The organism is Cryobacterium sp. TmT2-59 (assembly GCF_004403545.1).
GTDB classification, from domain to species: Bacteria; Actinomycetota; Actinomycetes; order Actinomycetales; family Microbacteriaceae; genus Cryobacterium; species Cryobacterium shii.
This window is the reverse complement of sequence record NZ_SOGM01000062.1, coordinates 1-25523: the sequence shown is the minus strand read 5'-3', so window position 1 is coordinate 25523 and position 25523 is coordinate 1. Positions and strand designations below refer to the sequence as shown.

Sequence of the window (25523 nt, the reverse complement as noted above, 5' to 3'; positions counted from 1 at the left end):
CAGCAACGAAGGGAACCGAGTGGCCGCACGCACCGCCTCAGCCGGCCGCACCGCACCCCGCAGCGCGCCCAAGGCCGCACCGAAATCGGCTGCGATCCCGCAGCTGGCCTGGCATCAGGTGCGTCCGGCGCCGATCGTGCTGGTCTCCGGAACCGAGGTGTTCCTGGCCGAGCGAGCGATCCGCCAGCTGCGGGATTTCCTCAAACTGGAAGACCCCAGCCTCGAGATCAGCGATGTGCAGGCCGACAGCTACTCGCCCGGCGAGCTGCTCACCGTGGCCAGCCCGTCCCTGTTCGGCGAACCGCGGCTGATCCGCGTGAGCTCGGTCGAGAAGTGCAGCGACACCTTCCTCGCCGAAGCCATCGACTACCTGCAGAACCCGGCGGAAGACACCTACCTGGTGCTCCGGCACGGCGGCGGGGTGCGCGGCAAGAAGCTGCTCGACCTGATCCGGGCCGGAACCGGCGGCGGCATCGAGGTCGTCTGCGCCGAGCTGAAAAAGGACACCGACCGGCACGACTTCGCATCCTCTGAATTCAAGGCCGCCGGCAAACGGGTCACGCCCAGCGCGCTCCGCTCCCTCGTCGGGGCGTTCTCGGGAGACCTCGCCGAACTGTCCGCCGCCTGCCAGCAGCTGATCGCCGACACCGGCGCCGAGGTGACCGAAACGACCGTTGACCGGTACTACGGCGGACGGGTCGAGGCGAACGCCTTCAAGGTGGCCGACGCCGCGATCGCGGGGCACCGCGGCGAGGCCCTCGTCATCCTGCGGCACGCGCTGGCCTCCGGCGCGGATCCGGTGCCCGTGGTCGCGGCGTTCGCGATGAAGATCCGCACCATGGCGAAACTCTGCGGGGTGCGAGGCGGCTCGGCCCAGCTGGCCTCCCAGTACGGTCTGGCACCGTGGCAGGTGGAGCGGGCCCAGCGCGACCTGCGCGGCTGGTCGGACGAGGGACTCGCGCGCTGCGTCGTGGCCCTGGCCGAAACGGATGCCGCGGTCAAGGGCGCCGAGCGCGACCCGGTGTTCGCCCTCGAGCGGTTGATCGGCGTGATCGCTCGCAAGGGCGAGAGCTGACCGCGCCGCCGCTGACCGGGCTTGACCTGGCCGCCGAGCGCTGACTCGCCCAACTGGGTAGCCCCGGACACACGAAAGCCCCCGCCGAATCGGCGGGGGCTTTTCGAGCACGAGGTCGGGACCGTCAGACGGCCCGGATCCAGGTCAGTTGGAGACTAGACGAGTGCGCCGACCGACTTCGCGATGGCGGACTTCTTGTTCGCAGCCTGGTTCTTGTGGATGACGCCCTTGCTGACGGCCTTGTCGAGCTTCTTCGAGGCCAGGGCGAGGCCGGCGACGGCCTTGTCCTTGTCACCAGCGGTGACGGCGAGGCGCGTCGCGCGGATCGCGCGCTTGAACTCGCTCTTGACGGCCTTGTTGCGCTCCTGGGCCTTCTTGTTGGTGCCGATACGCTTGATCTGCGACTTGATATTTGCCACGTTTATACGCTTTCGTTAGGTTCTTGTTCGGATGGGCCGCTTGGCGGTAGAGGGCGCCGAACGGCAATAATCGTGTGGGGTGGGACCCAACACGCAAGCCAACAGGAAACGATACCAGTTATTCGCCCGGCCCGACACTCGGCCGGGCCCGGCCGGCGGCGACCTCCCGGAGGATCTCGCCGAGCACCGCCGTGAACCGTTCCGGTTGGGCCAGGCTGACCAGGTGCGAGGCCCGGGGAACGATCACGAGACGACCGTCCCGGCAGGCGGCAAGGAAGCGGCGTTCGTGCAGCCGAAACTGATCGAAAAAGCCGTTGACCAGCCACACCGGTCCGGGGTAGCGAGAGAGGCTGTCGAGCGGGCGGAGCGTGCCGGTGGCGCCGAGGCCGGCATCCATCACATTCAGCGGAACCCCGCCGGCGAGCGTGTCTGCGGCCCCGTCTCGCGGCAGGAGGGCCCGCACGAGTGCGGTGTGAAGCCACAATCCGTGGTCGGGCAGCCGGCGGACGAGCCGGGCCAGGCTCCGGTAGGCGTCCAGGGGCCACCCGGCCGGAATCGCGCAGCTTCCCGCGGCGACCAACCCGATCACCTTCTGCGGGTGCCGCGCGGCGTACTCGATGGCGTAGTAGCCGCCCAGGGAGAGCCCGACCAGCAACACCCGGCCGCCCAGGGCCTCGACGCCCTGATCGATGGCTGTCAGGGCGCCCGCCACGGTGAATGGTTCGTCGATGCGCGAGCCGTGCCCGGGCAGATCGATCGCCAGGACCGGATGCCCGGTCTCGCCCAGGGCGGACAACTGGCGCCGCCACATCGTGGCCGAGGTGCGGATCCCGTGGACGAAGAGGACCGGGGTGGCTGGGGTCATCTCCCCATTTAGGCAGGGATCTCGACAGATTGTGCTGAATTTCCGCACATCCACGTTCCGCACATGCACAAACGGTGCCTGTCCGCTCAGAACGGCGCGTCCTCCGGCAGTAGCGGCGGTGCGGTTCCCGGTGGCCCGGTGGGGAGCACCCTGGCCGGCGCGGTGACGAAGTCCCGGCCCGTCGGTGACGTCCAGGTCAGGATGCCGCCCGGCGTCTGGGCCACCTGCCATCGGGTCTCGGATTTCAGGGCGTGGTTGGCCTTGCAGAGGTGGGCGAGGTTGTCGTGCGCGGTCTGGCCGAGAAGATGCCAGTCGTGGGTGTGGTCGAGTTCGGCTCGCCGCGCCGACTTGTTGCAGCCGGGGAAGCGGCAGGTCTCGTCTCGGAGCCGCAGGAAGCGGCGCATCCGTTTGGGAACCTTGTATCTGTCGCGCCCGACCGACAGGACGACGCCCGTCTCCGGGTGGGTGAGCAGCCGGGTGAAGCTCGGCGCCCGCGAGGCCAGGTCCCGGGCCGTGTCCGGATCGATCGGCCCGTAGCCCTCGAGGTGACCGGGTTCCTCGCTGTGTCCGAGGAGCGTCATCACGGAAACGGTGACCTGGACGGTGGCCCGGACTCCGTCGCCGACCCCGGTCGGGGTGACACCGTTGATGAGCAGGTCGCTGAGTACATCGGTGCGCACCTGGGTGAGGGTGCGCTGCTCGCCCGGACCCAGAAGGCTGACGGCGATGTCGTTGGCCCGGGTGAAGATCGACTGCACGAGCTCGGCCCCGGTGTTCAGATGAAGGGTGGCCATGCCATCGGGTTCGGCCTGCAGCCAGGAGGTGCGTTCCAGGATGGACCGGGCGCGGCGGCTGGTGATGGTCTCGGGGTGCAGGCGTTCCCGCAGCACCCGGGCCGTGTGCTTGAGCTTGGCCACGGTCTGGTTCTGGGCGGCCGGCAGCAGGGCCTGTTCGAAGGCGGGCAGGCCGGGGAGAGGGATCGAGCAGGCCTGCCCGATCAGAGTCTGGGCGTGCCGGTAGCTGATCAGCCCGTCCTCCAGCGCCGCCCGGGTGCCGGGAAGGTTTTCGGTCAGGGCGCGGCTCTCGGCGATCAGGTTGTCCGCGGTGGGCTCGGGCAGGTGCAGCGTCGCGGCGAGCTCGCTGGAGAACTCGCGGCGGGCGATCTCGTCGCGGTCCCAGCGGGAGTGCGGGCCGAGCGGGATCTCCGCGGCGTGGGCTTCGCTGAACCGGCGGGCCTCATCGACGGCGGCGGCTCGCACCGCGTGGTTCCGGGCGATCACCCGGTCGGCCGCCGCGACGGCGTCGAAGAGGAGACCGAGTTGCTTCTGGGTGGTGCCGACCGAAGTGGACATGACAGCAGGCTAGGTGCAGCCACCGACAGTCCTGACTAAAGCGCACGCCTGACGGGGCGGATGGCGCTCCTTCCTGAACGAATTCGACGGAGATTCTGACCGAAACCGCTCGGAACGCACCGAAAAAGGTTTGCGACAAGAGAATCTCCGTCGAATTGGTTCGCCGGTGCCGGGCGAAACCGGGAACCAGCCAGCTATGGGAGAATTGCCAGACCATGTCACCGAGACCCCTCACGGCGCTTGAACCGGCCGCCACCCCGCCCGAGTTCATCCGTAACTTCTGCATCATTGCCCACATCGACCACGGCAAGTCCACCCTGGCCGACCGGATGCTGCAGATCACCGGCGTCGTCGACGACCGGTCGATGCGCGCCCAATACCTGGACCGGATGGATATCGAGCGCGAGCGCGGCATCACCATCAAGAGCCAGGCCGTGCGCATGCCGTGGGAGCTCGACGGCCAGACCTACGCCCTGAACATGATCGACACCCCCGGCCACGTGGACTTCACCTACGAGGTGTCCCGCAGCCTGGCCGCGTGCGAGGGAGCCATCCTCCTCGTCGACGCCGCGCAGGGGATCGAGGCCCAGACCCTGGCCAACCTGTACCTGGCGCTGGAGAACGACCTCACGATCATCCCGGTGCTGAACAAGATCGACCTGCCGGCCGCCGACCCCGACAAGTACGCGAAGGAGCTCGCCAGCCTGATCGGCGGCAGCCCCGACGACGTGCTCCGGGTCTCCGGCAAGACCGGCGTGGGCGTCGCGGAACTGCTCGACCGGGCCACCAGCCTCATCCCCGCCCCGGTCGGCGACCCCAACGCCGCGGCCCGCGCGATGATCTTCGACTCGGTCTACGACAGCTACCGCGGCGTCGTCACCTACGTGCGCATGATCGACGGCAAGCTCAATCCGCGCGAGAAGATCCAGATGATGTCGACCCGTGCGACGCACGAGATCCTCGAGATCGGCGTCACCTCGCCCGAACCGACGGTCAGCAAGGGACTCGGCGTCGGCGAGGTCGGCTACCTGATCACCGGCGTGAAGGACGTGCGCCAGTCGAAGGTCGGCGATACGGTCACCACGGCCCTCCGGCCCGCCACGGTGGCTCTGCCCGGCTACACCGAGCCCAAGCCCATGGTGTACTCGGGCCTGTACCCGATCGACGGCAGCGACTACCCGGCCCTGCGGGAGGCCCTCGACAAGCTCAAGCTTTCCGACGCGTCCCTGGTCTACGAGCCCGAGACATCCGTGGCCCTCGGTTTTGGGTTTCGTTGCGGTTTCCTCGGCCTGCTGCACCTTGAAATCATCACCGAGCGGCTCGACCGCGAATTCGGGCTCGACCTGATCACCACCGCGCCCAGCGTGATCTACGAGGTCACCACCGACGACAAGAAGACCGTCACGGTCACCAATCCGAGCGAGTTCCCGAACGGCAAGATCGCCAAGGTCGAGGAACCGATCGTGAAGGCCGCCATCCTCGCCCCCAAGGACTACGTCGGCGTGATCATGGAACTCTGCCAGAGCCGCCGCGGCACCCTCCTCGGCATGGACTACCTCGGTGAGGACCGGGTCGAGATCCGTTACACGATGCCCCTCGGCGAGATCGTGTTCGACTTCTTCGACAACCTCAAAAGCCGCACCGCCGGCTACGGATCCCTCGACTACGAGCCGATCGGCTCGCAGGAGGCCGACCTGGTCAAGGTCGACATCCTGCTGCAGGGCGAACAGGTCGACGCGTTCAGCGCGATCGTGCACCGCGACAAGGCCTACGACTACGGGGTCCTGATGACCGGACGCCTCCGGAAGCTCATCCCCAGGCAGCAGTTCGACGTGCCCATCCAGGCCGCGATCGGCGCCCGCATCATCGCCCGCGAATCCATCAGCGCCATCCGCAAGGACGTTCTCGCCAAGTGCTACGGCGGCGATATCTCCCGCAAGCGCAAGCTGCTCGAGAAGCAGAAAGAGGGCAAGAAGCGCATGAAGATGGTCGGCCGGGTCGAGGTGCCGCAGGAGGCCTTCATCGCCGCACTGTCCGGCGACGAGCCCGCCAAGAAAGAGAAGAAGTAAACGGATGCGCCGCGCCACCTTCACCGACACCGCCGTCACCTACGCGTCCATCGGCGGCACCCTCGCGCCCGACCTTCTCCGGTACCCGCCCAAGGGCTACCGGCCGATCGTGCGCAGCGTTCGTCTCGGCAGCGGCGCGGACCGCTTCCAGCTGGCCTCGAAGTCACTGATGACCTGGGGCCTGCAGCGGGGCAGCGGCATGACCGTGACCGATCTGCAGGGCGGCACGGGCGAGCAGTACACCGGGTTGGTCTTCGGCGCCGACGGGCAGGCCGTCCGCGACCAGAAGCAGCCCGCCGACGAGGCCACGTTCGCCGAGGACGGCACCCCGTACATCGTCAACGGCATGTCCGCGCACCTCTCGGTCAAGGTCGGCCCGTTCACCATCGACGCCCCGGTGCGCGTGGTCTACGTGGTCGACGAGCCCGACCAGGTCGGCTTCGCCTACGGCACCATGGCCGGGCACCCGGAGAGCGGCGAGGAGTCCTTCATCGTCGACCACCGGGAGGACGACTCCGTCTGGCTCACCATCCGGGCTTTTTCCCGCCCCAGCACCTGGTTCTACCGCTTGGGCGCGCCGGTGCTGCGGCTGCAGCAGGCGAAGTTCACGAAGCGCTACCTGCGGGCGCTGCACCCGATCGGCGGGGCATAGACCCGTGGGCAGTGCCCTTCCCCTCGGCGACCCCGCACCCCGCGACGGCCTGCTGCCGGCCACTGCCGCGCACCGGGCCGCGGACCGCGACTTCGGCGTCTACCTGCACGTGCCCTTCTGCCGGGTGCGCTGCGGCTACTGCGACTTCAACACCTACACCGCCACCGAGCTGAGGGGCGCGTCCCAAAATGACTACGCCGGCCAGGCGATCAGCGAGGTCGAGGCGGCAGGCGGCATCCTCGAGGCATCCGGCGTGCCCGCGCGCCCGGCGGCGACCGTCTTCTTCGGCGGAGGCACCCCGACCCTGCTCCCGGCCGCCGACCTGATCCGGATGCTGCAGGCCGTGCGTTCCACCTGGGGCCTGGCCCCGGGGGCCGAGGTGACCACGGAGGCGAACCCCGACTCCGTTGATGCCGCCTACCTCGCCACCCTCGCCGACGCCGGCTTCACCCGGGTGTCCTTCGGCATGCAGTCCGCCGTGCCGAGCGTGCTCGCCACCCTGGAACGCACCCATGATCCCGAGCGGGTGCCGCTCGTCGTGCAGTGGGCCCGCGACGCCGACCTCGACGTGTCCCTGGACCTGATCTACGGCACACCGGGGGAGACCCTGCTCGACTGGCGCACCAGCCTCGAACACGCCATCGCGCTGGCCCCCACCCACATCAGCGCCTACTCCCTGATCGTCGAGGAAGGCACCAAACTGGCCCGCCAGATCAAACGCGGCGAGCTGGTGCCGGTCGACGAGGACATGCAGGCCGAGTTCTACGAACTGGCCGACGAACTACTCGCCGCCGCCGGGTACGGCTGGTACGAGGTCAGCAACTGGGCCACGGATGACGCGGACCGCTCCCGGCACAACCTCGCCTACTGGCGCAGCCAGGACTGGTGGGGCGTCGGGCCGGGCGCCCACAGCCACATCGGCGGGGTGCGCTGGTGGAACGTCAAGCATCCGTCGGCGTACGCCGACCGCATCCGGGCCGGGGATTCACCGGCGGCCGGGCGCGAAACCCTGGACGCGGCGACCCGCGAAGTGGAACGGGTGCTGCTGCGCACCCGCATCCGTGAGGGCATCCGGATCGACACGCTCACCCCGCTCGGGCGCCGGGAGGTTGCCGGACTGATCGCCGACGAACTGATCGACGCCCGGGCCGCCCTCGGCGGAACGGTCGAGTTGACCCTGCGGGGACGCCTGCTGGCGGATGCGGTCGTGCGCCGCCTCCTCGCCGACTGACGGGCGCACCCACTGCCGCGCTGACGGGCGCACCCACTGCCCTCAGCCCGTCCTGGAACCAATTCGACGGAGATTTTGCCGGAATCGGGGCCGAACAGCCCGCATCCGTGTTTTTAAATCAAAATCTCCGTCGAATTGGCTCGGGGCGACCAGTGTCTGCCGCTAGTGACTGGCCCTAGTTGACGAACTTGATCGTCAACGGGTAGGTGTAGTACTCGCCCTTGTTGGCGGCGAGGGCGGCCATGATGCCGAACACGATGTTCAGGATGCCCGCTGCGGCGAGAATGAGGAACCCGACCAGGATGATGGTCAGGAGCCCCCCGACGGTGTACGCGATCAACAACGTGATCTGGAAGTTCAGCGCCGTGGCCGTGTGCGCCCGGATGAACGGGCCGCGATCCTTGAGCACGATGTAGCCGATCAGGGCGGGCAGGAAATTGAACAGGATCCCGCCGATGTGGATCAGGGTGGCCCACAGTTTCTCGTCTGCGGGGTTCATCTGGCTCGCGGCCTGGTACTGGCCGGCGGGCGGTTGCGGTGGGGTGGACTCGGACATTCGTGCTCCTTCTGACTGTTCTGGCTGGTGCCGGGCTACGGGATCAAGCGGCTACCGATCAAGCGGCTACCGATCAAGCGGCTACCGATCAAGCGGCTACTTGATCAAGTGAAGGGCGTAGGGGTACTGGTAGTGCGTTCCCTCCCTGGCCTTCTGGAATCCGAGGACGGAGAGGACGACCCCGACGATGTAGAGCGCCCAGGCGAGGATGCCGATGACGCCCCCGAGGCCGAAGGTGAGGAAGCCGATCACGTTGGCGACCAAGTTGATGGCGAAATAACCGATCAGGAGCGTGATCTGAAAGTTGAGCGCTTCCTTCGCCTCGACGTTGGTGAAGCGGCCGCGGTCCTTGAAGACCAGCCAGATAATGAGTGACGGCGCAAAGCTCAGGATGCCGCCGAGGTGCGCGAGGGACGCCCACTGCCGGTCTTCCGCCTCCGTCAGGGGTGCCGCAGCGGTCGGAGCAGCGGGCTGGTACGGAGGCTGCGGCGGCCGCTGTCCCCAGTTCGAATCGTCGGGTGTTGGCTCAGTGGAATTGCTCATGATCGTGCCTTTCGGTGCACAGGGGGGACGCTTGTTACATGCCTAAGGTACTGCCGTCAATCATGCGGGAGCAATGGGGAACCACAGCCGGTCGCGGTATGATTGGCAGTCTCATACGAAGAGTGCCAGTGCACTGCGCTCAGGATGAACGGGAGGAGGCGACAACATGGTGTCTGACCGCGGCCTCGAAGTTTTGCGCGTGATCGTTCAAGACTACGTCGCCTCCCGCGAGCCGGTCGGCTCCAAATCGATCGTCGACCGGCACTCTTTCGGAGTTTCGGCGGCCACGATCCGCAACGACATGGCCCTCCTCGAAGAGGAAGAGTTGATCGCGGCCCCGCACACCTCGTCCGGCCGCATCCCGACCGACAAGGGCTACCGCCTCTTCGTCGACCACCTGGCCGACCTGCGTCCGCTGTCCGCGGCGCAGCGCCAGGCGATCGAGACCTTCCTCGGCCAGTCCGCTGACCTCGACGAGGTTCTGGCGCGAAGCGTGCGCCTGCTCTCCCAGCTGACCCACCAGGTGGCCCTGGTGCAGTATCCCTCGCTGTCCCGCGCGAAGGTGCGCCACGTCGAATTGGTGCCCCTGTCCGAGACGCGCCTGCTCTCGGTGCTGATCACGGATGCCGGCCGGGTCGAGCAACGCATCGTGGACCTGCCCCGGCAGCTCGACGAGCCCGTTCTGGCCGAACTCCGCACCCGCCTGAACCACGCCCTGGTCGGACTCAGCATGAGCGAGGCCGCCGCCGCCCTGACCGGAGCCGGCGTGCTCGGACCGTTCGAGCAGCAGGAAGCCGTCGACCTGATCACCGGAACCCTGCACGACCAGGTCGGGGCCAACCGGCAGGACCGGCTGGTGATGGCCGGGGCGGCCAACCTCGTCCGCACCGAGGAAGACTTCACCGGCAGCATCTACCCGGTGCTCGAGGCCATCGAGGAGCAGGTCGTGCTGCTGCGCCTGTTCGGTGAGATGGCCACCGACCAGCACGGTGTGTCCGTCAGCATCGGCCGGGAGAACGCGCCGTTCGGGCTGGCCGAGACATCCGTTCTCACCAGCGGCTACTCGTCGCAGGGTGGCAACCTGGCCCGCCTCGGCGTGCTCGGCCCGACCCGGATGGACTACTCCAACAACATGGCGGCCGTGCGCGCGGTCGCCCGCTACCTTTCACGCCTACTCGGCGAGAATTGACCAGTTCCCCGTGCCGAGAAGCCGGGGGAGCACCACGTATCAGAACATATCGAGGAGAGCCAGCTTTGGCTGACCATTACGAAGTACTCGGCGTTGCACGCGACGCCACCACCGACGAGATCAAGAAGGCGTACCGCAAGCTCGCCCGGCAGCTGCACCCCGACGTGAACCCGGGCGCGGACGCGTCGGAGCGGTTCAAATCCGTGACGCACGCCTACGACGTGCTGAGCGACGCGAAGCAGCGCGACAACTACGACCGCGGCGGGAACGGCCGCTCCGGCGGCGGCAACGGGTACGCCGACGCCAACTTCGGCAACTTCGGGGACATCTTCGAGACCTTCTTCGGCGGAGGCGGAGGCGGCGGCACCCGCGGCCCGAGGTCCCGCCGGGAGCGCGGCCAGGATGCACTGGTCCGGGTCGAACTCGACCTCGACGAGGTCATCTTCGGCACCCACCGTGAGCTCGAGGTGGACACCGCCATCGTCTGCACCAGCTGCAGCGGCACCTGCTGCCAGCCGGGCACGTCGCCCGTAACCTGCGACATCTGCCACGGCACCGGCAACATCCAGCGTGCCGTCCGGTCGCTGCTGGGCAACGTCATGACCAACAGCCCCTGCGGTTCCTGCCGCGGCTACGGCACGATCATCGCGACCCCCTGCGTCACCTGCCAGGGCCAGGGCCGCGTGCGCGCGCGCCGCACGGTGCCCGTCGACATCCCGGCCGGCGTCGACACCGGACTGCGCCTGCAGATGCCCGGCAGCGGCGAGGCCGGCCCGGCCGGCGGCCCCAACGGCGACCTGTACCTCGAGATGAAGGTGCGCCACCACGACGTCTTCAGCCGCGACGGCGACGACCTGCTCGCCACCCTCGAGGTGCCGATGACGGATGCGATCCTGGGCACCACCGCCACGGTGAAGGCCCTCGACGGGGACATCGAGGTCGAGATCAAGCCCGGTATGCAGAGCGCGGAGGTCATCACGATCAAGGAGCGCGGGGTGACTCGCCTGCGCGGGAACGGGCGCGGCGACCTGAAGATCGGCGTGCACGTGACCACCCCGACGCGCCTGGACCACAAGGAACGCGAACTGATCGAAGCGTTCGCGGCCCGGCACAAGGCCCCCGCGCCGGCGCTCAGCGCCTTCCAGCAGGGCTTGTTCGCCAAGCTCCGCGATCGGTTCCGCGGCTAGGCGTCCATGGCACACTTCTTCATCGATGAGGCCCTCCGGGCCTCGGACTGCACGGTCGGGGGCGTCGTCGGCATCGGCGGCGCCGAGGCGCGGCACGCGGTCACCGTCAGCCGGGTTCGCCCGGGAGAGCACCTGCAGATCGGAAACGGCGCGGGGCTGATGCTCGGCGCCACCGTGGTCGGCGCTGAGGCGTCCCTGCTCACCCTGCGGGTGGACACGGTGACCGTCAGCGCGCCGCCGACCCCGCGCATCCGCCTGGTCCAGGCTCTCGCCAAGGGTGACCGGGACGAGTTGGCCGTGCAAGCGGCCACGGAACTCGGCATCGACGGGGTGATCCCGTGGGCCGCCTCGCGCTCGGTGACCCGCTGGGAGGGCGCCAAGATCGCCAAGGGCCGGGACCGCTGGTCGAGCATCGTGCGTGAGGCGTCCAAGCAGTCGATCCGGGCCTGGCTGCCCGCGGTCGGTGACCTGGCGAGCACGAAGACGCTGGCGACCCTGGCCGGCTCCACCCGCATGCTGCTGCTGGAGCCCACCGCGACCGAACGCCTCACCTCGCAGGCCGCACCGACCGACGACCGCGACATCCTGCTCGTGGTCGGCCCCGAAGGCGGCATCTCGCCCGCGGAACTCACCCTGCTCGAGCAGGCCGGGGCCACCCGGGTGCGACTCGGCGACAACGTGCTGCGCACATCCACCGCCGGGCCGGCCGCCCTGGCGATCCTGAACGCGACGCTCGGCCGCTGGTAGCCGGGAAGCTTAAGATAGAGACATGTCTTCCACCGGTGCAGAACCGTCCATTTTCAGCCGCATCGCCGCGCGCGAGATCCCGGCGACGATCGTCGCGGAAACCGACCGGATCATCGCCTTCAACGACATCGCGCCCCAGGCCCCGGTGCACATCGTCATCACGCCCAAGACCGGCGAATACCGCAACGTGGTCGAACTGGCGGCCGGCGACCCCGGACTGCTGGCCGAACTCGTGGCCGTGGCCGACGCACTCGCGGCCGACCTCGCCGACGGGCAGTTCCGTCTCGTCTTCAACACCGGGGCGGCGGCCGGTCAGACCGTCTTCCACGTCCACGCCCATCTCCTGGCCCAGCAGCCCGGGGATCCAGCACTCGGGGAGGGATCGCTTGGGTTCCGCTGACTCCCACGAGCCCGGCCGGGCCGAGGTCCGCGTCCAGGTCGACGGCATCGCCATGGTGCGTCTGCTGGGTGCGCAGGATCGCCTTCTCGCCACCATCGAGAAGGAGCACCCGGGCGTCACCGTGCACGTGCGCGGCAACGAGATCACCCTCTCCGGTGAGGCGGGCCCGGTCGAGGCGGCGCGCTTGCTGATCGAGGAACTCCTGGTCATGATCCGCTCGGGCCGGGACCTGGCCGAGTCCGAGGTGAGCACGTCGGCACGGATGCTCGGAGAAGACAGCAGCACGAGTCCGTCCGAGCGCCTCGGCCCGGCACTCCTGACCTCCCGGGGCCGCAGCATCCGTGCCAAGACGATCGGGCAGAAACGCTACGTCGACGCCATCGACACCGACACGATCGTGTTCGGCATCGGGCCGGCCGGGACCGGCAAGACCTACCTCGCGATGGCCAAGGCCGTGCAGGCGCTGCAGCGCAAGGAGGTCGACCGGATCATCCTCACCCGCCCCGCCGTCGAGGCCGGGGAACGCCTCGGCTTCCTGCCCGGCAGCCTGACCGAGAAGATCGACCCGTACCTGCGGCCCCTCTACGACGCCCTCAACGAGATGATGGACCCGGAGCTCGTCCCCAAACTTCTGGCCGCCGGAACCATCGAGGTGGCCCCGCTGGCGTACATGCGCGGGCGCACGCTCAACTCCTCCTTCGTCGTCCTCGACGAGGCGCAGAACACCACGCCGGAGCAGATGAAGATGTTCCTGACCCGGCTGGGCTTCGGTTCCAAGATGGTCGTCACCGGCGACATCACCCAGATCGACCTGCCGGCCGGATCGAGCGGGCTCCGGCTCGTCAGCCGCGTGCTCGAAGGCGTCGACGAGATCGCCTTCGTGCGCCTGACCAGCGACGACGTGGTGCGCCACTCTCTGGTCGGCCGCATCGTCGACGCGTGGACCGAATACGACGCCCAGAAGCAGGCCCTGCGCTACGAGACCGAGCAGGCGCACGAATTCGCCAACCGCGGGCCGGGCCGCCCCAACACCCCCCGTGACCGCCTTCCGAAACGGAGACCTTCTTGAGCATCGAAATCAACAACGAATCGGCCATCCCGGTCGATGAGGCCGCCATCCTCCGCCTGGCGGCGTACGCGCTGGACTCCATGCACGTGCACCCGGATGCCGAGCTGGCGATCGTGCTCGTCGACGAGGGCGCCATGGAACAGCTGCACGTGCAGTGGATGGACGAGCCGGGGCCGACCGACGTGCTCAGCTTCCCGATGGACGAACTGCGCCCGGGCACCGAAGACGCCGAAACGCCGCCTGGACTGCTCGGCGACATCGTGCTCTGCCCGCAGGTCGCGCAGGCCCAGGCCGAGACCGCCGGCCACAGCACCCTCGAAGAACTGCTCCTGCTGACCACCCACGGCACCCTGCACCTCCTCGGGTTCGACCACGCCGAGCCGGCCGAAGAGAAGGAGATGTTCGGCATCCAGCGGGACATCCTGATCGGCTTCGCCCTGCAGGAACGCCTCCGCAACCGATGATCGTCGGGTGGTTTCTCGCGGCAGCCATCGTGCTGGTCGCCTTCGGCGGCCTGATGGCCGCCGTGGACGCCGCCGTCACGGTGCAGTCCAGGGCCGACATCGCCGAGCTGGCCGAGAAATCACGGGCGAAGAGGTCCCTGACGGCGATCGCCGCCGACACCGGGGCGCACCTGAACACGATCAGCTTCGTGCGGATCATCGCCGAGACCACGGCGGCCGTGCTCGTGACCCTCGTGTTCGCGACCACCATCGAGCAGCTGTGGCTCGCCCTGCTCCTCTCGTCCCTGCTGATGACCGCGGTGTCCTTCGTGCTGGTCGGGGCGAGCCCGCGCAGCGTCGGGCGGGCGCACCCCACCGGGCTGCTCCGGGCGACGGCGCCGCTGGTGCACTTCCTCCGCGTGCTGCTCGGGCCGATCGCGAACGCGCTCGTGGCGCTCGGCAACCGGGTCACCCCCGGCCGCACCCGGCTCGCCACGTTCACCTCGGAGGACCAGCTGCTGAGCATGGTCGACGAGGCCACCGAGCTCGACGTGCTCGAGGAGGAAGACCGCGAGCTGATCCACTCAATCTTCGAGTTCAACGAGACCGTGGTGCGTGAGGTGATGATTCCGCGCACCGACATGGTCACCATCGAGGCGGATTCCTCGCTCGGCGCGGCCATGGGCCTGTTCCTGAGCAAGGGGTTCTCGCGCGTGCCCGTCATCGACGGTGAGGTCGACGACGTCACGGGCATCCTCTATCTTCGCGATGTGGCCCGGCTCGTCTACGAACGCCCCCCGAACGTGGAGAGCCTGACCGTCCGTGAACTGGAACGGCCCGCGGTGTTCGTACCGGAATCGAAAAAGGCCGACGCCCTGCTGCGGCAGATGCAGTTGGAGTCGAACCACCTCGCGATGGTCGTCGACGAGTATGGTGGGATCGCCGGACTGGTCACCCTCGAAGACCTGATCGAGGAACTCGTCGGGGACATCTCCGACGAATACGACCGTGACGTCGTCGAGGTCGAAGACCTCGGCCACGGCCGGTTCCGGGTGAGCGCCCGGCTGCCGGTCGATGAGCTCGGCGAGCTGTTCGACCTGGAGCTCGACGACGACGAGGTCGACTCGGTGGGCGGACTTCTGGCCAAGGCGCTCGGACGGTTGCCGGTGGCCGGGTCGGTCGCCTCCACCAGCGGGCTGGTCCTCACCGCGGAACGCACAGAGGGCCGCCGCAAGCGCATCAGCACCGTGCTGGTGGAACGAGACCAAGCGTTGATTGATGCACAGACCGCATTCCTCGGGGTGTCGGACGATGAGAGAGTGAATGGTCATGACTAAAGAAGATGGATTCCGCGCGGGCTTCGTGTCGTTTGTGGGACGCCCCAACGTGGGAAAGTCCACCCTGACGAATGCGCTGGTGGGGGAGAAGGTCGCCATCACGTCCTCGAAGCCGCAGACCACCAGGCGAGCAATCCGCGGGATCGTGCACCAGAAGAACGGTCAGCTGATCCTGGTCGACACCCCCGGCATCCACAAGCCGCGCACCCTGCTCGGGGAGCGTCTGAACAGCCTGGTGCAGTCCACCCTCGCCGGCGTGGACGTGGTGGGCCTGTGCATCCCGGCGAACGAGCCGATCGGCCCGGGCGACCGTTTCATCAACGAGCAGCTCGACAACTTCCCCCGGGCCCGCAAGGTGGCCATCGTGACCAAGATCGACACGTCCTCCAAGACGAGTGTCGCCAACCAGCTCCTCGCCGTCTCCGAGCTGCGCGACTGGGAAGCGATCGTGCCGATCTCGGCCACCAGCCGCATCCAGCTCGACATCCTCAGCGCCGAGCTGCTGCGGCTGCTTCCGCTTTCGGATGCGCCGCTCTACCCGGCCGACGCGGTCACCGACGAGAGCCTCGAGTCGCGCATCTCCGAGTACATCCGCGAGGCGGCGCTCGAGGGCGTCACCGACGAGCTGCCGCACTCGATCGCCGTGACCATCGACGACATCATCGAGCGCGACGACCAGGAACTGGTCGAGGTCTACGCGAACCTGTTTGTCGAACGGGACAGCCAGAAGGGCATCATCATCGGCAAGTCGGGCAGCCGGTTGAAGGATGTCGGCATGCGCGCCCGCAAGCAGATCGAGCCCCTCGTCGGCAAACGGGTCTTCCTGTCGCTGCGGGTCAAGGTCGCTAAGGAATGGCAGCGCGACCCGAAACAGCTGGGCCGCCTCGGCTTCTAGCCGGCCCGTCCGCCGCGGGCTGATGCTCGTGCTCGCGCCCGCACCGCGGCGGGATGCTGGTGCCGGTCACCATCTACGCCTCCATGACCACGGCCATGGCGATCACCGTGACCCCGTGCTCCGCCCCGGTCGCGGTCGGTGCCGCCCTGTCCTGGTCTCCGATTCCCTGCTGGCGTTGAACAAATTCGTACCGGACGCGGGAATCTGGGAGAGCGGCTTCCTAGTCATGCTCAGCTACATCGCGGCCCAGTGCCTCATCGTCCTCGGCGTCGCCCGGGCTGGCGAGTCTGAATGCCAGCCGTAAATTCTCTGTAACGACGGCGGCGGTTCCTGAAGTGTCCTTCAGAACCGGTCTCCCGCGTGCCACTTCGCCGTGGTCGGTGTGAGAGTGGGTGGCGGAGGATTCGCATCATGACCGATCTGCTCGACACCAGTCTCCTGGCCGGCCCGTTCCTCCTCGGGCTGTACGCGCTGACCGGTGTCGTCGTCGTGGTGCTGGCACTGCGCCGCCTGAGCATCCGTCGTGCGCTCGTCTTCCTCGCGGGCGTTGCCGCCGCCGCCGTGTCCGGTTGGGTGCTGGTCTGGCTGCTCAGCGACGTCTGGGATGTCTTCGGAGTGTCCATGTCCCTGCCGACCCGCGTGTGGGTGACCGCCCTCTTCGCCGCGCTCGTGCTCGCCGTCACCAACCTCATCGGCAGCACCCGATGGCGTCGCACGGTCGCCGTCGCCGCCATTCCCCTGATCCTGCTGTGCACGGCCGCGGGAATCAACGCCGAATTCGGCGAGTACCCCACCCTCCGGATTGCCCTGGGGCTCCCGCTCTACGGCTCGCTCGACCTGATGCAGCGGGCGCCGGTCGGGTCCACCGGCGGCGCGATCGGAAAGGTCACCATCCCGGCATCCACCTCCGGCTTCGCAGCGCGGCCCGCATTCGTGTACCTGCCCGCCGCGGCCCTGGTCGACCGGCCGCCGATCCTGCCCGTCGTGGAGATGCTCTCCGGGCAGCCGGGGAGCCCGTCGGACGTTTTCACCTCCGACCGGCTCGCCGAAATCCTCGACGCCTACGCGGCCGCGCACCACGGCCTCACGCCGATCATCGTCGTGCCCGACCAACTGGGCGCCCCGGACAGGAACCCGATGTGTGTCGACTCCCCGCTCGGCAACGCCGCCACCTATTTGACGGTCGACGTGCCGGCCTGGATCCGGTCGCACCTGGCGGTGGCGGCCGCGCCGACCGGCTGGGCCATCGCCGGTTTCTCCCAGGGCGGCACCTGCTCGATCCAGCTCGGAGCCGCGCACCCGGAGCTGTACGGCACGATCTTCGACATATCGGGCGAAATAGCGCCGAAGTCCGGCAGCCCGGACCACACCATCCAGATCGGGTTCGACGGCAGCGCGGCGGCCTACGCCGCCGCGGCGCCGACCGCCATCCTGGCCGCGCACGCCCCCTACGCGGCGCTCCACATCATCTTCGCCGTCGGCGCCGACGACGCCCGCTACCTGGCCTGGGCGCACACCCTCGAGACCGCAGCGCGCCGGGCGGGCGCGACCACGGAACTCATCGTGTCACCGGGCACGGCACACGATTGGCACACGGTCATCTACGCCTGGACACGCGCGCTCCCGGTCATCGCGACAACCACCGGATTACCGGCCTCACCGTGACAGGCCTGCGGCGCCTGGTGGCCGGGCAGCCCCTGGCCATGGGGTACGCGCTGCTGCTGCTGGCGGCCCTCGTCACGGGGCCGCTCACCGGACCGTCGCCCGCCCTGAGGGGGATCCTCGGCACCGGGTACGAATCGGTGGTCGAAAACGGCCACTGGTGGAGCCCCCTCACCTCCGTCTTCTTCGTCGACAACGCCGCAGAAGTCGTCCTGGCGCTCTTCGCCGCGGTCGTCGTGCTCGGCCAGGCCGAACGGCTGATGGGCGGCGTCCGCACCGCGATCGCGTTCGTCGTCACGGCCGTCCTTGGTGCCGGCCTCGGCATCCTCGGGCAGAGTCTCGGCGTCGCCGGCGGCGAGTTCTGGTCCCGACGGGTGAGCGAACTCTGGTCGCTCGACCCCTTCACTCCGATCGTGGGAACCATCATGGCCGCCAGCTTCTACGCCGGACCGCTGTGGCGCCGCCGCATCCGCGTGTTCACAATCTCGGGCGCGCTGGTCCTCCTGCTGTACTCCGGCCAGCCCTCGGATGTCTACCGTCTGATCGCTGCCCTCGTCGGTCTCGGCCTCGGGGCGGCCTTCCGCCCGCGGCCGATCGACCTCACCTGGCGGCGCAGCTCACACCATGAGACCCGCACGCTCCTCGCCGCGGTCGTGGGAGTGCTCGCGGTCGGACCGCTCATCACCATCTTCTCCGGCGCCCGGTTCGGGGTGCTGGCGCCGCTCGGCCTCCTGCTCACTCAGGACGTGCCGGCGGCCGGCGACGTCGTCGACCGGTGCCTGCTGGGCGACATCACCCGGCAGTGCGTGCACGAGCTCACCCTGGAACGGGTCGGCGGCGTCGGGCCCGTCCTGGTCAGCCTGCTCCCTTTGGTCACCCTGCTCGTCGCCGCCTACGGCCTCGCCAGGGGACGGCGCTTCGGCGCCTGGCTCGCGATCGTCGTCAACGCCGCAATGGCTGTGCTCGGCGCCTGGTACTACGGGCTCCTGCCGATCTCCGGCCAGCCGTACGTGTGGCGGTGGCACCCCCTGCGCTACTGGGAAGTCGCACTCGTGCTCGTGGTTTCCGTGCTCGTGCCGGTCGCGACGGCGATCCTGATCGCCGCGAACCTCCGGCGATTCCCGGTGCGCAGCCGTCCGGGCGTGCGTCGGCGCTTCGCGCTCTCGATCGTGGCGGGTTTCCTCGCACTGGCCTCGCTCTACGTCACCGGCGGCTGGCTGTTGCGCGACCGTTTCCGCCCCACGGTGACCCTGCTGGATCTCGTGACGGATGTCCCGGAGCGGTTCATTCCGGTCGGCTTCCTCCGCCTGGAGCGGCTCTCCTTCCTCCCGACGGACTGGGTAACGACCGCGCTCTACCAGTGGGTGGGCCCCGCGTTCTGGATCATCGTGATCGTCGGCGCCATCCAGGGCATCCGCAGCAGCGGGTCCGGGGGCGGGAACGACCAGGCCAGGCTGCGGAAGTTACTCATCCGCGGCGGCGGAGGCGGGTCCCTGGCCTTCATGACCACCTGGGACGGCAACTCGATCTGGTTCAGCCCGTCCGGAACGACGGCCATCGCCTACCGGGTGTTCAACGGCGTTGCGATCACCACGACGGAACCGGTCGGCCCCATCGAAGACGGCGCCCAGGCGATCGCGGACTTCGCCACGATGTGCGACGACAACGGCTGGGTGCCCGTCTTCTACAGCCTCCACGACCACTGGCAGCCCACCTTCGCCGGAATGGGCTGGCGGTCCATGGGCATCGGGGAGGAGACCATCCTGCGGCCGCGCACCTGGGACACGAGGGGCAAGAAGTGGCAAGACATCCGCTCGTCAATCAACCGGGCCGACCGCGCCGGGGTGCGGGCGGAATGGACGGACTATCGCAGCCTGACCCTGCTGCAGGCCGTGCAGATCTCCGAGATCTCGGAACAGTGGGTGCAGGAGAAGGAGCTGCCGGAACTCGATTTCACCCTCGGCGGACTCGATGAGCTCCGTGACCCGGCGGTGCGACTGATGCTGGCGATCGACGCCGATGACCACGTGCACGCCGTGACCAGCTGGCTGCCGAGCTACCGCGACGGGGTCGTCATCGGCTGGACGCTGGACTTCATGCGCCGCCGACCGGACAGCATGAACGGGGTGATGGAATTCCTGATCGCGCAGACGGCACAGACGAAGAGCGAACGACCCGAGATCGAGTTCCTCAGCCTGTCCGCGGCCCCGTTGGCCCGCACCGGGGGAGGAGCGAGCGACGAGCGGGACGGCAGCCTGGCGGCACGGGTGGTGAACTTCCTCGGCCGAGCGCTGGAGCCGGTCTACGGCTTCCAGTCCCTGCTGGCGTTCAAACGCAAGTTCCAGCCCGAGTTCCACCCCCTGTTCATGGCCTACCCGGATCCGGTCGCGCTGCCGACCATCGGGCTGGCTCTCGCCCGCGCCTACCTGCCGTCGCTGTCCATGCGGGAGGCCGTTGCCTTCGCCCGCAGCCTCGGCTGAAACCCTCGCTGCCGAGAATGCAATCACGCGAGCCGGGAATCGGTGCTAAATTAACAGAATGCATGCCGGTGTGCTCCTCCTTAGCTGCCGCGACGAGTCCTAATCTGAGGCCTCCCTCGTCGCGGAGTTTGTCGTTGGCTGACCACCATTCGCGAGGAGATGAAGGATCATGAAGAACAATCAGACCGCATCGGCGATGCCGATCCACAAATACCGCCCGTACCACGAGCAGTTCCGGGTCAACCTGCCCGACCGCACCTGGCCGTCCAGGCACATCGAGCAGGCGCCGCGCTGGTGCGCCGTCGACCTGCGCGACGGCAACCAGGCCCTGATCGACCCGATGAGCCCCGAGCGCAAGCGCATCATGTTCGACATGCTCGTGCGCATGGGCTACAAGGAAATCGAGGTCGGGTTCCCCTCGGCGAGCCAGACCGACTTCGATTTCGTGCGCAGCCTGATCGACGAGGACGCCATCCCGGACGACGTCACCATCCAAGTGCTCACCCAGGCGCGTGAACACCTGATCCGTCGCACCTACGAGTCGATCGCGGGCGCGAAGCAGGCCATCGTGCACCTGTACAACTCCACCAGCATCCTGCAGCGCGAGGTGGTGTTCCGTGAAGACAAGCAGGGCATCATCGACATCGCCCTGTTCGGTGCCCGCACCTGCCGCGCGATGGAAGCCACGATCCCGGGCACCACCGTCTACTACGAATACTCCCCGGAGAGCTACACCGGCACCGAGCTCGAGTTCGCCGTCGACGTCTGCAACCAGGTACTCGAAATCCTCGAGCCGACGCCGGAGCGCAAGGTCATCATCAACCTGCCGGCCACGGTGGAGATGGCCACGCCCAACGTCTACGCCGACTCGATCGAGTGGATGGGCCGGCACCTCGCCCACCGCGAGAACGTGCTGATCAGCCTGCACCCGCACAACGACCGCGGCACCGCGATCGCCGCCGCCGAGCTGGGCTACCTGGCCGGCGCCGACCGCATCGAAGGCTGCCTGTTCGGCAACGGGGAGCGCACCGGCAACGTCGACCTGGTCGCCCTCGGCGTGAACCTGTTCACGCAGGGAATCGACCCGCAGATCGACTTCAGCAACATCGACGAAGTCAAGCGCACCGCCGAGTACTGCAACCAGCTGCCGGTGCCCGAGCGCAGCCCCTGGGCCGGCGACCTCGTCTTCACAGCGTTCAGCGGGTCGCACCAGGACGCCATCAAGAAGGGCTTCGAGGCGATGGCCGCGGATGCCGCAGCCACCGGCCGCTCCGTCGACGACCTGGTCTGGGCCGTGCCGTACCTGCCGATCGACCCGAAGGACCTCGGCCGCAGCTACGAGGCCGTCATCCGGGTCAACTCCCAGTCCGGCAAGGGCGGGGTCGCGTACCTGCTGAAGACCGACCACGCCCTCGACCTGCCACGCAAGCTGCAGATCGAATTCTCGGGCGTCGTGCAGTCCAAGACCGACCAGGAAGGCGGCGAGGTCACCAGCGAACAGATCTGGGAGATCTTCAACGACGAGTACCTGCCGGCCAGCCACACCACCCCCGACGCCAAATGGGGCCGCTTCGAGCTGCACTCCACGCGCACGTCGAGCGATCTCTCCGGCACGGTCGACCTGTCGGTGGACCTGCGGGACGACGACACAGTGTCCAGCGCCGTCGGCTCGGGCAACGGCCCGATCGCCGCGTTCCTCGGCGTGATGGCCGAGCGCGGCATCGCGATCACCCTCTACGACTACGTGGAGCACGCCATGTCGGCCGGCGGCGACGCCCTCGCCGCCGCGTACGTCGAACTGGACGTCAACGGCAAACGGTTCTGGGGCGTCGGCATCGACGCGGACATCTCGACCGCGTCGCTCAAGTCCGTCGTGTCCGCAGTGAACCGCGGCATCCGCTCCGAAGCCGCCAACCGCGCCCTGGCCGAGGTCAGCGTCTAGTCCGACCCGGTCCGACCCCGTCCACCCGGGTAGGCCCGAGGCCCGGGCACACCGAAAACGCCGTTCCGTCCGAGAATCGCCGCCAGTCGGCGGCCCTCGGGCGGAACGGCGTTCTTCGTCCGCGGTTGCGCGGTGCGGCGGCTGCTAGACGTGCGCGGTGTGCGTACGCACCGGCTCTGTGCGCACCGGGTTCGCCTGAGCCACCGGCTCCCCGTGGAGCATCTTCTCCGCCGACCGGGTCGGGGCCATCGCGGCCGTGCAATCCTCGATCGCCCCGGACAGAAGCGCGTAGAGCTGGCCGTCCGGATCGGGCGTGCAGGCCTCCGCGATGCCCTGCACCGAGACCCGGATGATGGTCTCCGCGGTGCGGTCCGTGAACTTGCTTCGCGTCCAGGAGCCCATGGAGGAGATGAACTCCCGCGCCCAGCGTTCGGTTTCCGGTGCGGAGTCGAACGCCGTCCGGATCCGGCCGGCGATGTCGTCGCTGAGTTCGCCGTCGGTGTGGGTCAGGTGTCGCTCGCAGTTGAGGATCCCCACCGCCAGCGCGCGCTGGTGGTCGGCGCTCGTGACCGGCAGGGCGGAGGCGGCAGCGCGGAGGGCGATCAGCAGGCGAACCTGCGGATTGTCGCCGTTCAGCCCGATCACCGACGGGATCAGGGGAACCAGGCGTGCCCGGGCGGTGTCCGAGGTGCAGTCGTTCACCATTCTCGCCAGGGAGGCGAGCAGAGGATGGGTGCAGGCCGGATGGTCCGTCCACGATTCGCCCGCGAGATAGGACGCGAACTCCATGAAACAGGCGCCCGAGCGCGGGTTCCGGTGTTTGCCTCGGGACAGCACCGGCATCAGGTCCGGCATCGATTCGGGCGGGTTGCCCTTGAACTTGTTCATGAGGATCCTCCAAACAATGTGAGTTCTTCTCATTAGTCTCACCCCGGATCGGGTGAAAGGCGAGAGCGGAATTCGTCGTGAGGGGGGATTGTCAGATGCCGCGATTGCGGCCCCGGCGGAAGGCGACCACGTTCTCGCGTCGTCTCCACCGGGGCCAACTGCCGATCGCCCGCTGCTGCGGCAGGCTCCAGCCGTAGCGGGCGGCGAGTACCCGGATGACCGTGGTCACGATGACGCAGCTGATCCCGGCGATGGTGATCGGAACCTGCAACAGGAACAGCACCACCAGGAGTCCGCTGCCCGCCCCGGCGGCCACCGCGTAGAACGAGCCGACGTGCATGACTGCGATGGGAACGTTCAGCATCATGTCGCGCAGGGCCGACCCGCCCACGGCCGTGACGACCCCCACGAACAGGGCGGGCACCTCCGGCAAGCCGGCGGCGAGCGCCTTGCTGGTGCCCAGGGCACCGAACAGGCCGATGGTGACGGCGTCCAGGGCGATGATGAACGGGCCGAGGCGGTTGAACAGACTCTGCAGCAGCATTCCGAGCAGGGCGGCTCCGGCGGCCACGGGCAGGTACCAGTTGCTCTGCAGCGCCGCCGGCACCCCGTCGAGGAGGATGTCGCGGAGCAGCCCGCCGCCCAGGCCCACGGTGACTCCGATCAGGGCGATCCCGAGCAGGTCGAAACGCCGATCCGTGAAACGCCCCGCGAACATGGCGCCCTGAATGGCGCCGATGGCGACGGCGGCGAGGTCGAGCCAGAGCGGGATGAAGAAAGACGTGGAGGGCACCCCTAATGAAACCACTGAAAGCCCCCGCCCGGCGCGGCGGCCGGCCGCTCGGCCGCGCGCGTGGCTTCCAGGTGGGAGAATCGACGGGTGCCTGTATATCGTGATGAAGCCGTCGTGCTGCGCACCCAGAAGCTGGGTGAAGCCGACCGGATCGTCACCATGCTCACGAGGCAGCACGGCAAGGTGCGCGCGGTCGCCAAGGGCGTGCGTCGCACCGCCTCCAAATTCGGGGCCAGGCTCGAACCGTTCATGGTCGCCGACGTGCAGCTTTACGAGGGTCGAACCCTCGACATCATCACCCAGGCCGAATCGCTGGGTTCCTACGGCGCCCTGATCGCCGACGACTACCCGAGCTACACCGCCGCCAGCGCCATGGTCGAGACGGCCGACAAACTGACCGAGGCGGAGGGGTCCCTGCAGCAGTACCTGCTGCTCGTCGGCGCTCTCCGATCCCTCTCCCGCCGGGAGCACGGGGCCGGCCTCACCCTCGACTCCTACCTGCTGCGCGCCCTGTCGATGGCCGGCTGGGCGCCCAGCTTCGAGGACTGCTCCCGGTGCGGCGCCAAGGGCAGCCACTCTGCCGTGGTCGTGCAGGTCGGCGGGATCGTCTGCGACGACTGCGCCGCCCCCGGCTCGCCGAGGCTCGACCCGGCCACGATCGCACTGCTCGCCTCCCTTCTCACGGGCGACTGGGAGCACGCACAATCAACCCCGGACCAGACCAGAGCCCAGGCCACCGGAATCGTCGCCGCGTATACGCAGTGGCATCTCGGGCGCGGCCTCCGATCCTTGGAGCACGTCAGTCGATGATCCCCAACCCCTTCGGCCAGAAGCCGTTCACCCACAAGGACGCGGTGGCTTACAAGCCCCTCGACTGGACCGGCCTGTATCCGCCGGCGCTGCCCGCGAAGGCCGTGCCCGAGCATGTGGCCGTCGTCATGGACGGCAACGGCCGGTGGGCCAACGCCCGCGGACTCCCGCGAGTGGAGGGACACAAGGCGGGGGAGGGAGCGCTGCTCGACGTCGTCGCCGGCGCCATCCAGATCGGGGTCAAGCACCTGAGCGTCTACGCCTTCTCCACCGAGAACTGGAAACGTTCACCCGATGAGGTGCGCTTCCTGATGGGGTTCAACCGGGACGTTCTGCACCGCCGGCGGGACCAGCTCAATGAGTGGGGCGTGCGGGTGCGGTGGGCCGGGCGCAAGCCCCGGCTCTGGGCATCCGTCATCACCGAACTGCAGTACGCCGAGCGTCTCACCGCCGGCAACGACGTGCTCACCCTGACCATGTGCGTGAACTACGGCGGGCGCACCGAGATTGCGGATGCTGTGCGCGCGCTGGCCGAGGACGTCGCCGCGGGCAGGCTGAAGCCCTCCGGCATCACCGAGAAGGCCATTCAGAGGCACCTGTACACCGCCGACCTGCCCGACGTCGACCTGTTCGTGCGCAGCTCGGGGGAGCAGCGCACCAGCAACTTCATGCTCTGGCAGAGCGCCTACGCGGAGATGGTCTTCCTGGACACGCTCTGGCCGGACTTCAGCCGCGTCGACCTGTGGCGGGCGGTGGAACTCTACGCGTCCCGAAACCGCCGGTACGGTGGCGCCGTGGACGCCCCCACCCCCTAGTAGTTCTTAGTTAGGTTGGGCGTGTCGGCTGTTAATCGTCGCTGGAATCTGTTAATTTTCAGGCGTGAATCCTGATGAACTCACCGAGACCAAAGCCGAGTTGG

Annotated in this window: 25 protein-coding genes; 18 read left to right on the top strand and 7 right to left on the bottom strand. The window is 68.3% G+C overall.

Features of this window, described 5'->3' with window-relative positions; genetic code table 11:
- Positions 1-94: 94 nt before the first annotated feature.
- Complete coding sequence (holA, locus tag E3T24_RS10430) at positions 95-1075, top strand: DNA polymerase III subunit delta (RefSeq protein ID WP_241975865.1); 981 nt, start codon at positions 95-97, stop codon at positions 1073-1075.
- 155 nt (positions 1076-1230) lie between these two features.
- Here holA and rpsT read toward each other — a convergent pair whose 3' ends face one another.
- The 3 genes from rpsT to E3T24_RS10415 all read right to left on the bottom strand — a co-directional run bounded on the left by rpsT (position 1231) and on the right by E3T24_RS10415 (position 3711).
- Positions 1231-1494 (bottom strand): 30S ribosomal protein S20, encoded by a 264-nt coding sequence (gene rpsT / locus E3T24_RS10425; protein WP_134365841.1) that lies wholly within the window; start codon positions 1492-1494, stop codon positions 1231-1233.
- Positions 1495-1612: 118 nt separating this feature from the next.
- Positions 1613-2359 carry an alpha/beta hydrolase gene (locus E3T24_RS10420; protein WP_134434592.1) on the bottom strand — a complete coding sequence of 249 codons (747 nt, stop codon included), beginning with the start codon at positions 2357-2359 and terminating at the stop codon, positions 1613-1615.
- Positions 2360-2445: 86 nt separating this feature from the next.
- Positions 2446-3711, bottom strand: a complete 1266-nt coding sequence (locus E3T24_RS10415; protein WP_134404369.1) for an HNH endonuclease signature motif containing protein — start codon at positions 3709-3711, stop codon at positions 2446-2448.
- 215 nt (positions 3712-3926) lie between these two features.
- On the opposite strand from E3T24_RS10415, the gene lepA reads away from it, so the two are divergent.
- The 3 genes from lepA to hemW are packed head-to-tail and all read left to right on the top strand — an operon-like array spanning position 3927 to position 7663.
- Positions 3927-5780 carry a translation elongation factor 4 gene (lepA, locus tag E3T24_RS10410; RefSeq protein ID WP_134365838.1) on the top strand — a complete coding sequence of 618 codons (1854 nt, stop codon included), beginning with the start codon at positions 3927-3929 and terminating at the stop codon, positions 5778-5780.
- A 4-nt stretch (positions 5781-5784) separates the two neighbouring features.
- Complete coding sequence (locus E3T24_RS10405; RefSeq protein ID WP_134365837.1) at positions 5785-6432, top strand: DUF1990 domain-containing protein; 648 nt, start codon at positions 5785-5787, stop codon at positions 6430-6432.
- Positions 6433-6436: 4 nt separating this feature from the next.
- A complete protein-coding gene (gene hemW / locus E3T24_RS10400; RefSeq protein WP_134365836.1) occupies positions 6437-7663 on the top strand; it encodes a radical SAM family heme chaperone HemW in 1227 nt (408 codons plus the stop codon).
- A gap of 175 nt (positions 7664-7838) precedes the next feature.
- Here the strand turns inward: hemW and E3T24_RS10395 are convergent, their stop codons facing one another.
- On the bottom strand, positions 7839-8219 hold the full coding sequence (locus E3T24_RS10395) for a DUF4870 domain-containing protein (protein WP_241975864.1): 381 nt from the start codon (positions 8217-8219) through the stop codon (positions 7839-7841).
- A gap of 96 nt (positions 8220-8315) precedes the next feature.
- The gene (locus E3T24_RS10390) at positions 8316-8762 is read right to left on the bottom strand and encodes a DUF4870 domain-containing protein (RefSeq protein ID WP_134402634.1); all 447 of its coding nucleotides are present in this window, start codon (positions 8760-8762) and stop codon (positions 8316-8318) included.
- A 166-nt stretch (positions 8763-8928) separates the two neighbouring features.
- Here E3T24_RS10390 and hrcA point away from each other — a divergent pair, with 166 nt between their 5' ends.
- From hrcA to leuA, 12 genes are all read left to right on the top strand, one after another.
- A complete protein-coding gene (hrcA, locus tag E3T24_RS10385) occupies positions 8929-9951 on the top strand; it encodes a heat-inducible transcriptional repressor HrcA (RefSeq protein WP_134404365.1) in 1023 nt (340 codons plus the stop codon).
- Between the two features lie 65 nt (positions 9952-10016).
- Positions 10017-11138, top strand: coding sequence for a molecular chaperone DnaJ (gene dnaJ / locus E3T24_RS10380; RefSeq protein WP_134365832.1), 1122 nt, complete (start codon positions 10017-10019; stop codon positions 11136-11138).
- 6 nt (positions 11139-11144) lie between these two features.
- Positions 11145-11885 (top strand): 16S rRNA (uracil(1498)-N(3))-methyltransferase, encoded by a 741-nt coding sequence (locus E3T24_RS10375; RefSeq protein ID WP_134365831.1) that lies wholly within the window; start codon positions 11145-11147, stop codon positions 11883-11885.
- A gap of 22 nt (positions 11886-11907) precedes the next feature.
- Complete coding sequence (locus E3T24_RS10370; protein ID WP_134365830.1) at positions 11908-12285, top strand: HIT domain-containing protein; 378 nt, start codon at positions 11908-11910, stop codon at positions 12283-12285.
- Positions 12286-12337: 52 nt separating this feature from the next.
- Positions 12338-13354, top strand: coding sequence for a PhoH family protein (locus tag E3T24_RS10365; protein WP_134365870.1), 1017 nt, complete (start codon positions 12338-12340; stop codon positions 13352-13354).
- Positions 13351-13818, top strand: a complete 468-nt coding sequence (gene ybeY, locus E3T24_RS10360; RefSeq protein WP_134404361.1) for an rRNA maturation RNase YbeY — start codon at positions 13351-13353, stop codon at positions 13816-13818. The genes E3T24_RS10365 and ybeY overlap by 4 nt, the downstream gene beginning before the upstream one ends.
- The gene (locus E3T24_RS10355; protein WP_134365828.1) at positions 13815-15134 is read left to right on the top strand and encodes a hemolysin family protein; all 1320 of its coding nucleotides are present in this window, start codon (positions 13815-13817) and stop codon (positions 15132-15134) included. The genes ybeY and E3T24_RS10355 overlap by 4 nt, the downstream gene beginning before the upstream one ends.
- Entirely contained in the window at positions 15127-16029 is a 903-nt protein-coding gene (gene era, locus E3T24_RS10350) for a GTPase Era (protein ID WP_134365827.1), read from the top strand. Before E3T24_RS10355 ends, era begins: the two co-directional genes overlap by 8 nt.
- A 53-nt stretch (positions 16030-16082) precedes the next feature.
- Positions 16083-16208: a hypothetical protein gene (locus E3T24_RS18175; protein WP_255572673.1), complete on the top strand. Its 126-nt coding sequence runs from the start codon at positions 16083-16085 to the stop codon at positions 16206-16208.
- A 232-nt stretch (positions 16209-16440) separates the two neighbouring features.
- Positions 16441-17694, top strand: a complete 1254-nt coding sequence (locus E3T24_RS10340) for an alpha/beta hydrolase-fold protein (RefSeq protein WP_134365825.1) — start codon at positions 16441-16443, stop codon at positions 17692-17694.
- Positions 17691-20171 carry a phosphatidylglycerol lysyltransferase domain-containing protein gene (locus tag E3T24_RS10335; RefSeq protein ID WP_241978684.1) on the top strand — a complete coding sequence of 827 codons (2481 nt, stop codon included), beginning with the start codon at positions 17691-17693 and terminating at the stop codon, positions 20169-20171. The genes E3T24_RS10340 and E3T24_RS10335 overlap by 4 nt, the downstream gene beginning before the upstream one ends.
- 169 nt (positions 20172-20340) lie before the next feature.
- Positions 20341-22113 (top strand): 2-isopropylmalate synthase, encoded by a 1773-nt coding sequence (gene leuA / locus E3T24_RS10330; protein WP_134365824.1) that lies wholly within the window; start codon positions 20341-20343, stop codon positions 22111-22113.
- A 144-nt stretch (positions 22114-22257) separates the two neighbouring features.
- Here leuA and E3T24_RS10325 read toward each other — a convergent pair whose 3' ends face one another.
- Together E3T24_RS10325 and E3T24_RS10320 are read right to left on the bottom strand one after the other, a co-directional pair.
- On the bottom strand, positions 22258-23001 hold the full coding sequence (locus E3T24_RS10325) for a hypothetical protein (RefSeq protein WP_174776548.1): 744 nt from the start codon (positions 22999-23001) through the stop codon (positions 22258-22260).
- 91 nt (positions 23002-23092) lie between these two features.
- Positions 23093-23794, bottom strand: coding sequence for a TRIC cation channel family protein (locus E3T24_RS10320; RefSeq protein ID WP_241975862.1), 702 nt, complete (start codon positions 23792-23794; stop codon positions 23093-23095).
- Positions 23795-23881: 87 nt separating this feature from the next.
- Between E3T24_RS10320 and recO the strand changes: the two genes are divergently transcribed.
- Positions 23882-24604, top strand: coding sequence for a DNA repair protein RecO (gene recO / locus E3T24_RS10315; RefSeq protein WP_134365823.1), 723 nt, complete (start codon positions 23882-23884; stop codon positions 24602-24604).
- Positions 24601-25419, top strand: a complete 819-nt coding sequence (locus E3T24_RS10310; RefSeq protein WP_134365822.1) for an isoprenyl transferase — start codon at positions 24601-24603, stop codon at positions 25417-25419. The genes recO and E3T24_RS10310 overlap by 4 nt, the downstream gene beginning before the upstream one ends.
- The last annotated feature ends 104 nt before the right edge of the window (positions 25420-25523 follow it).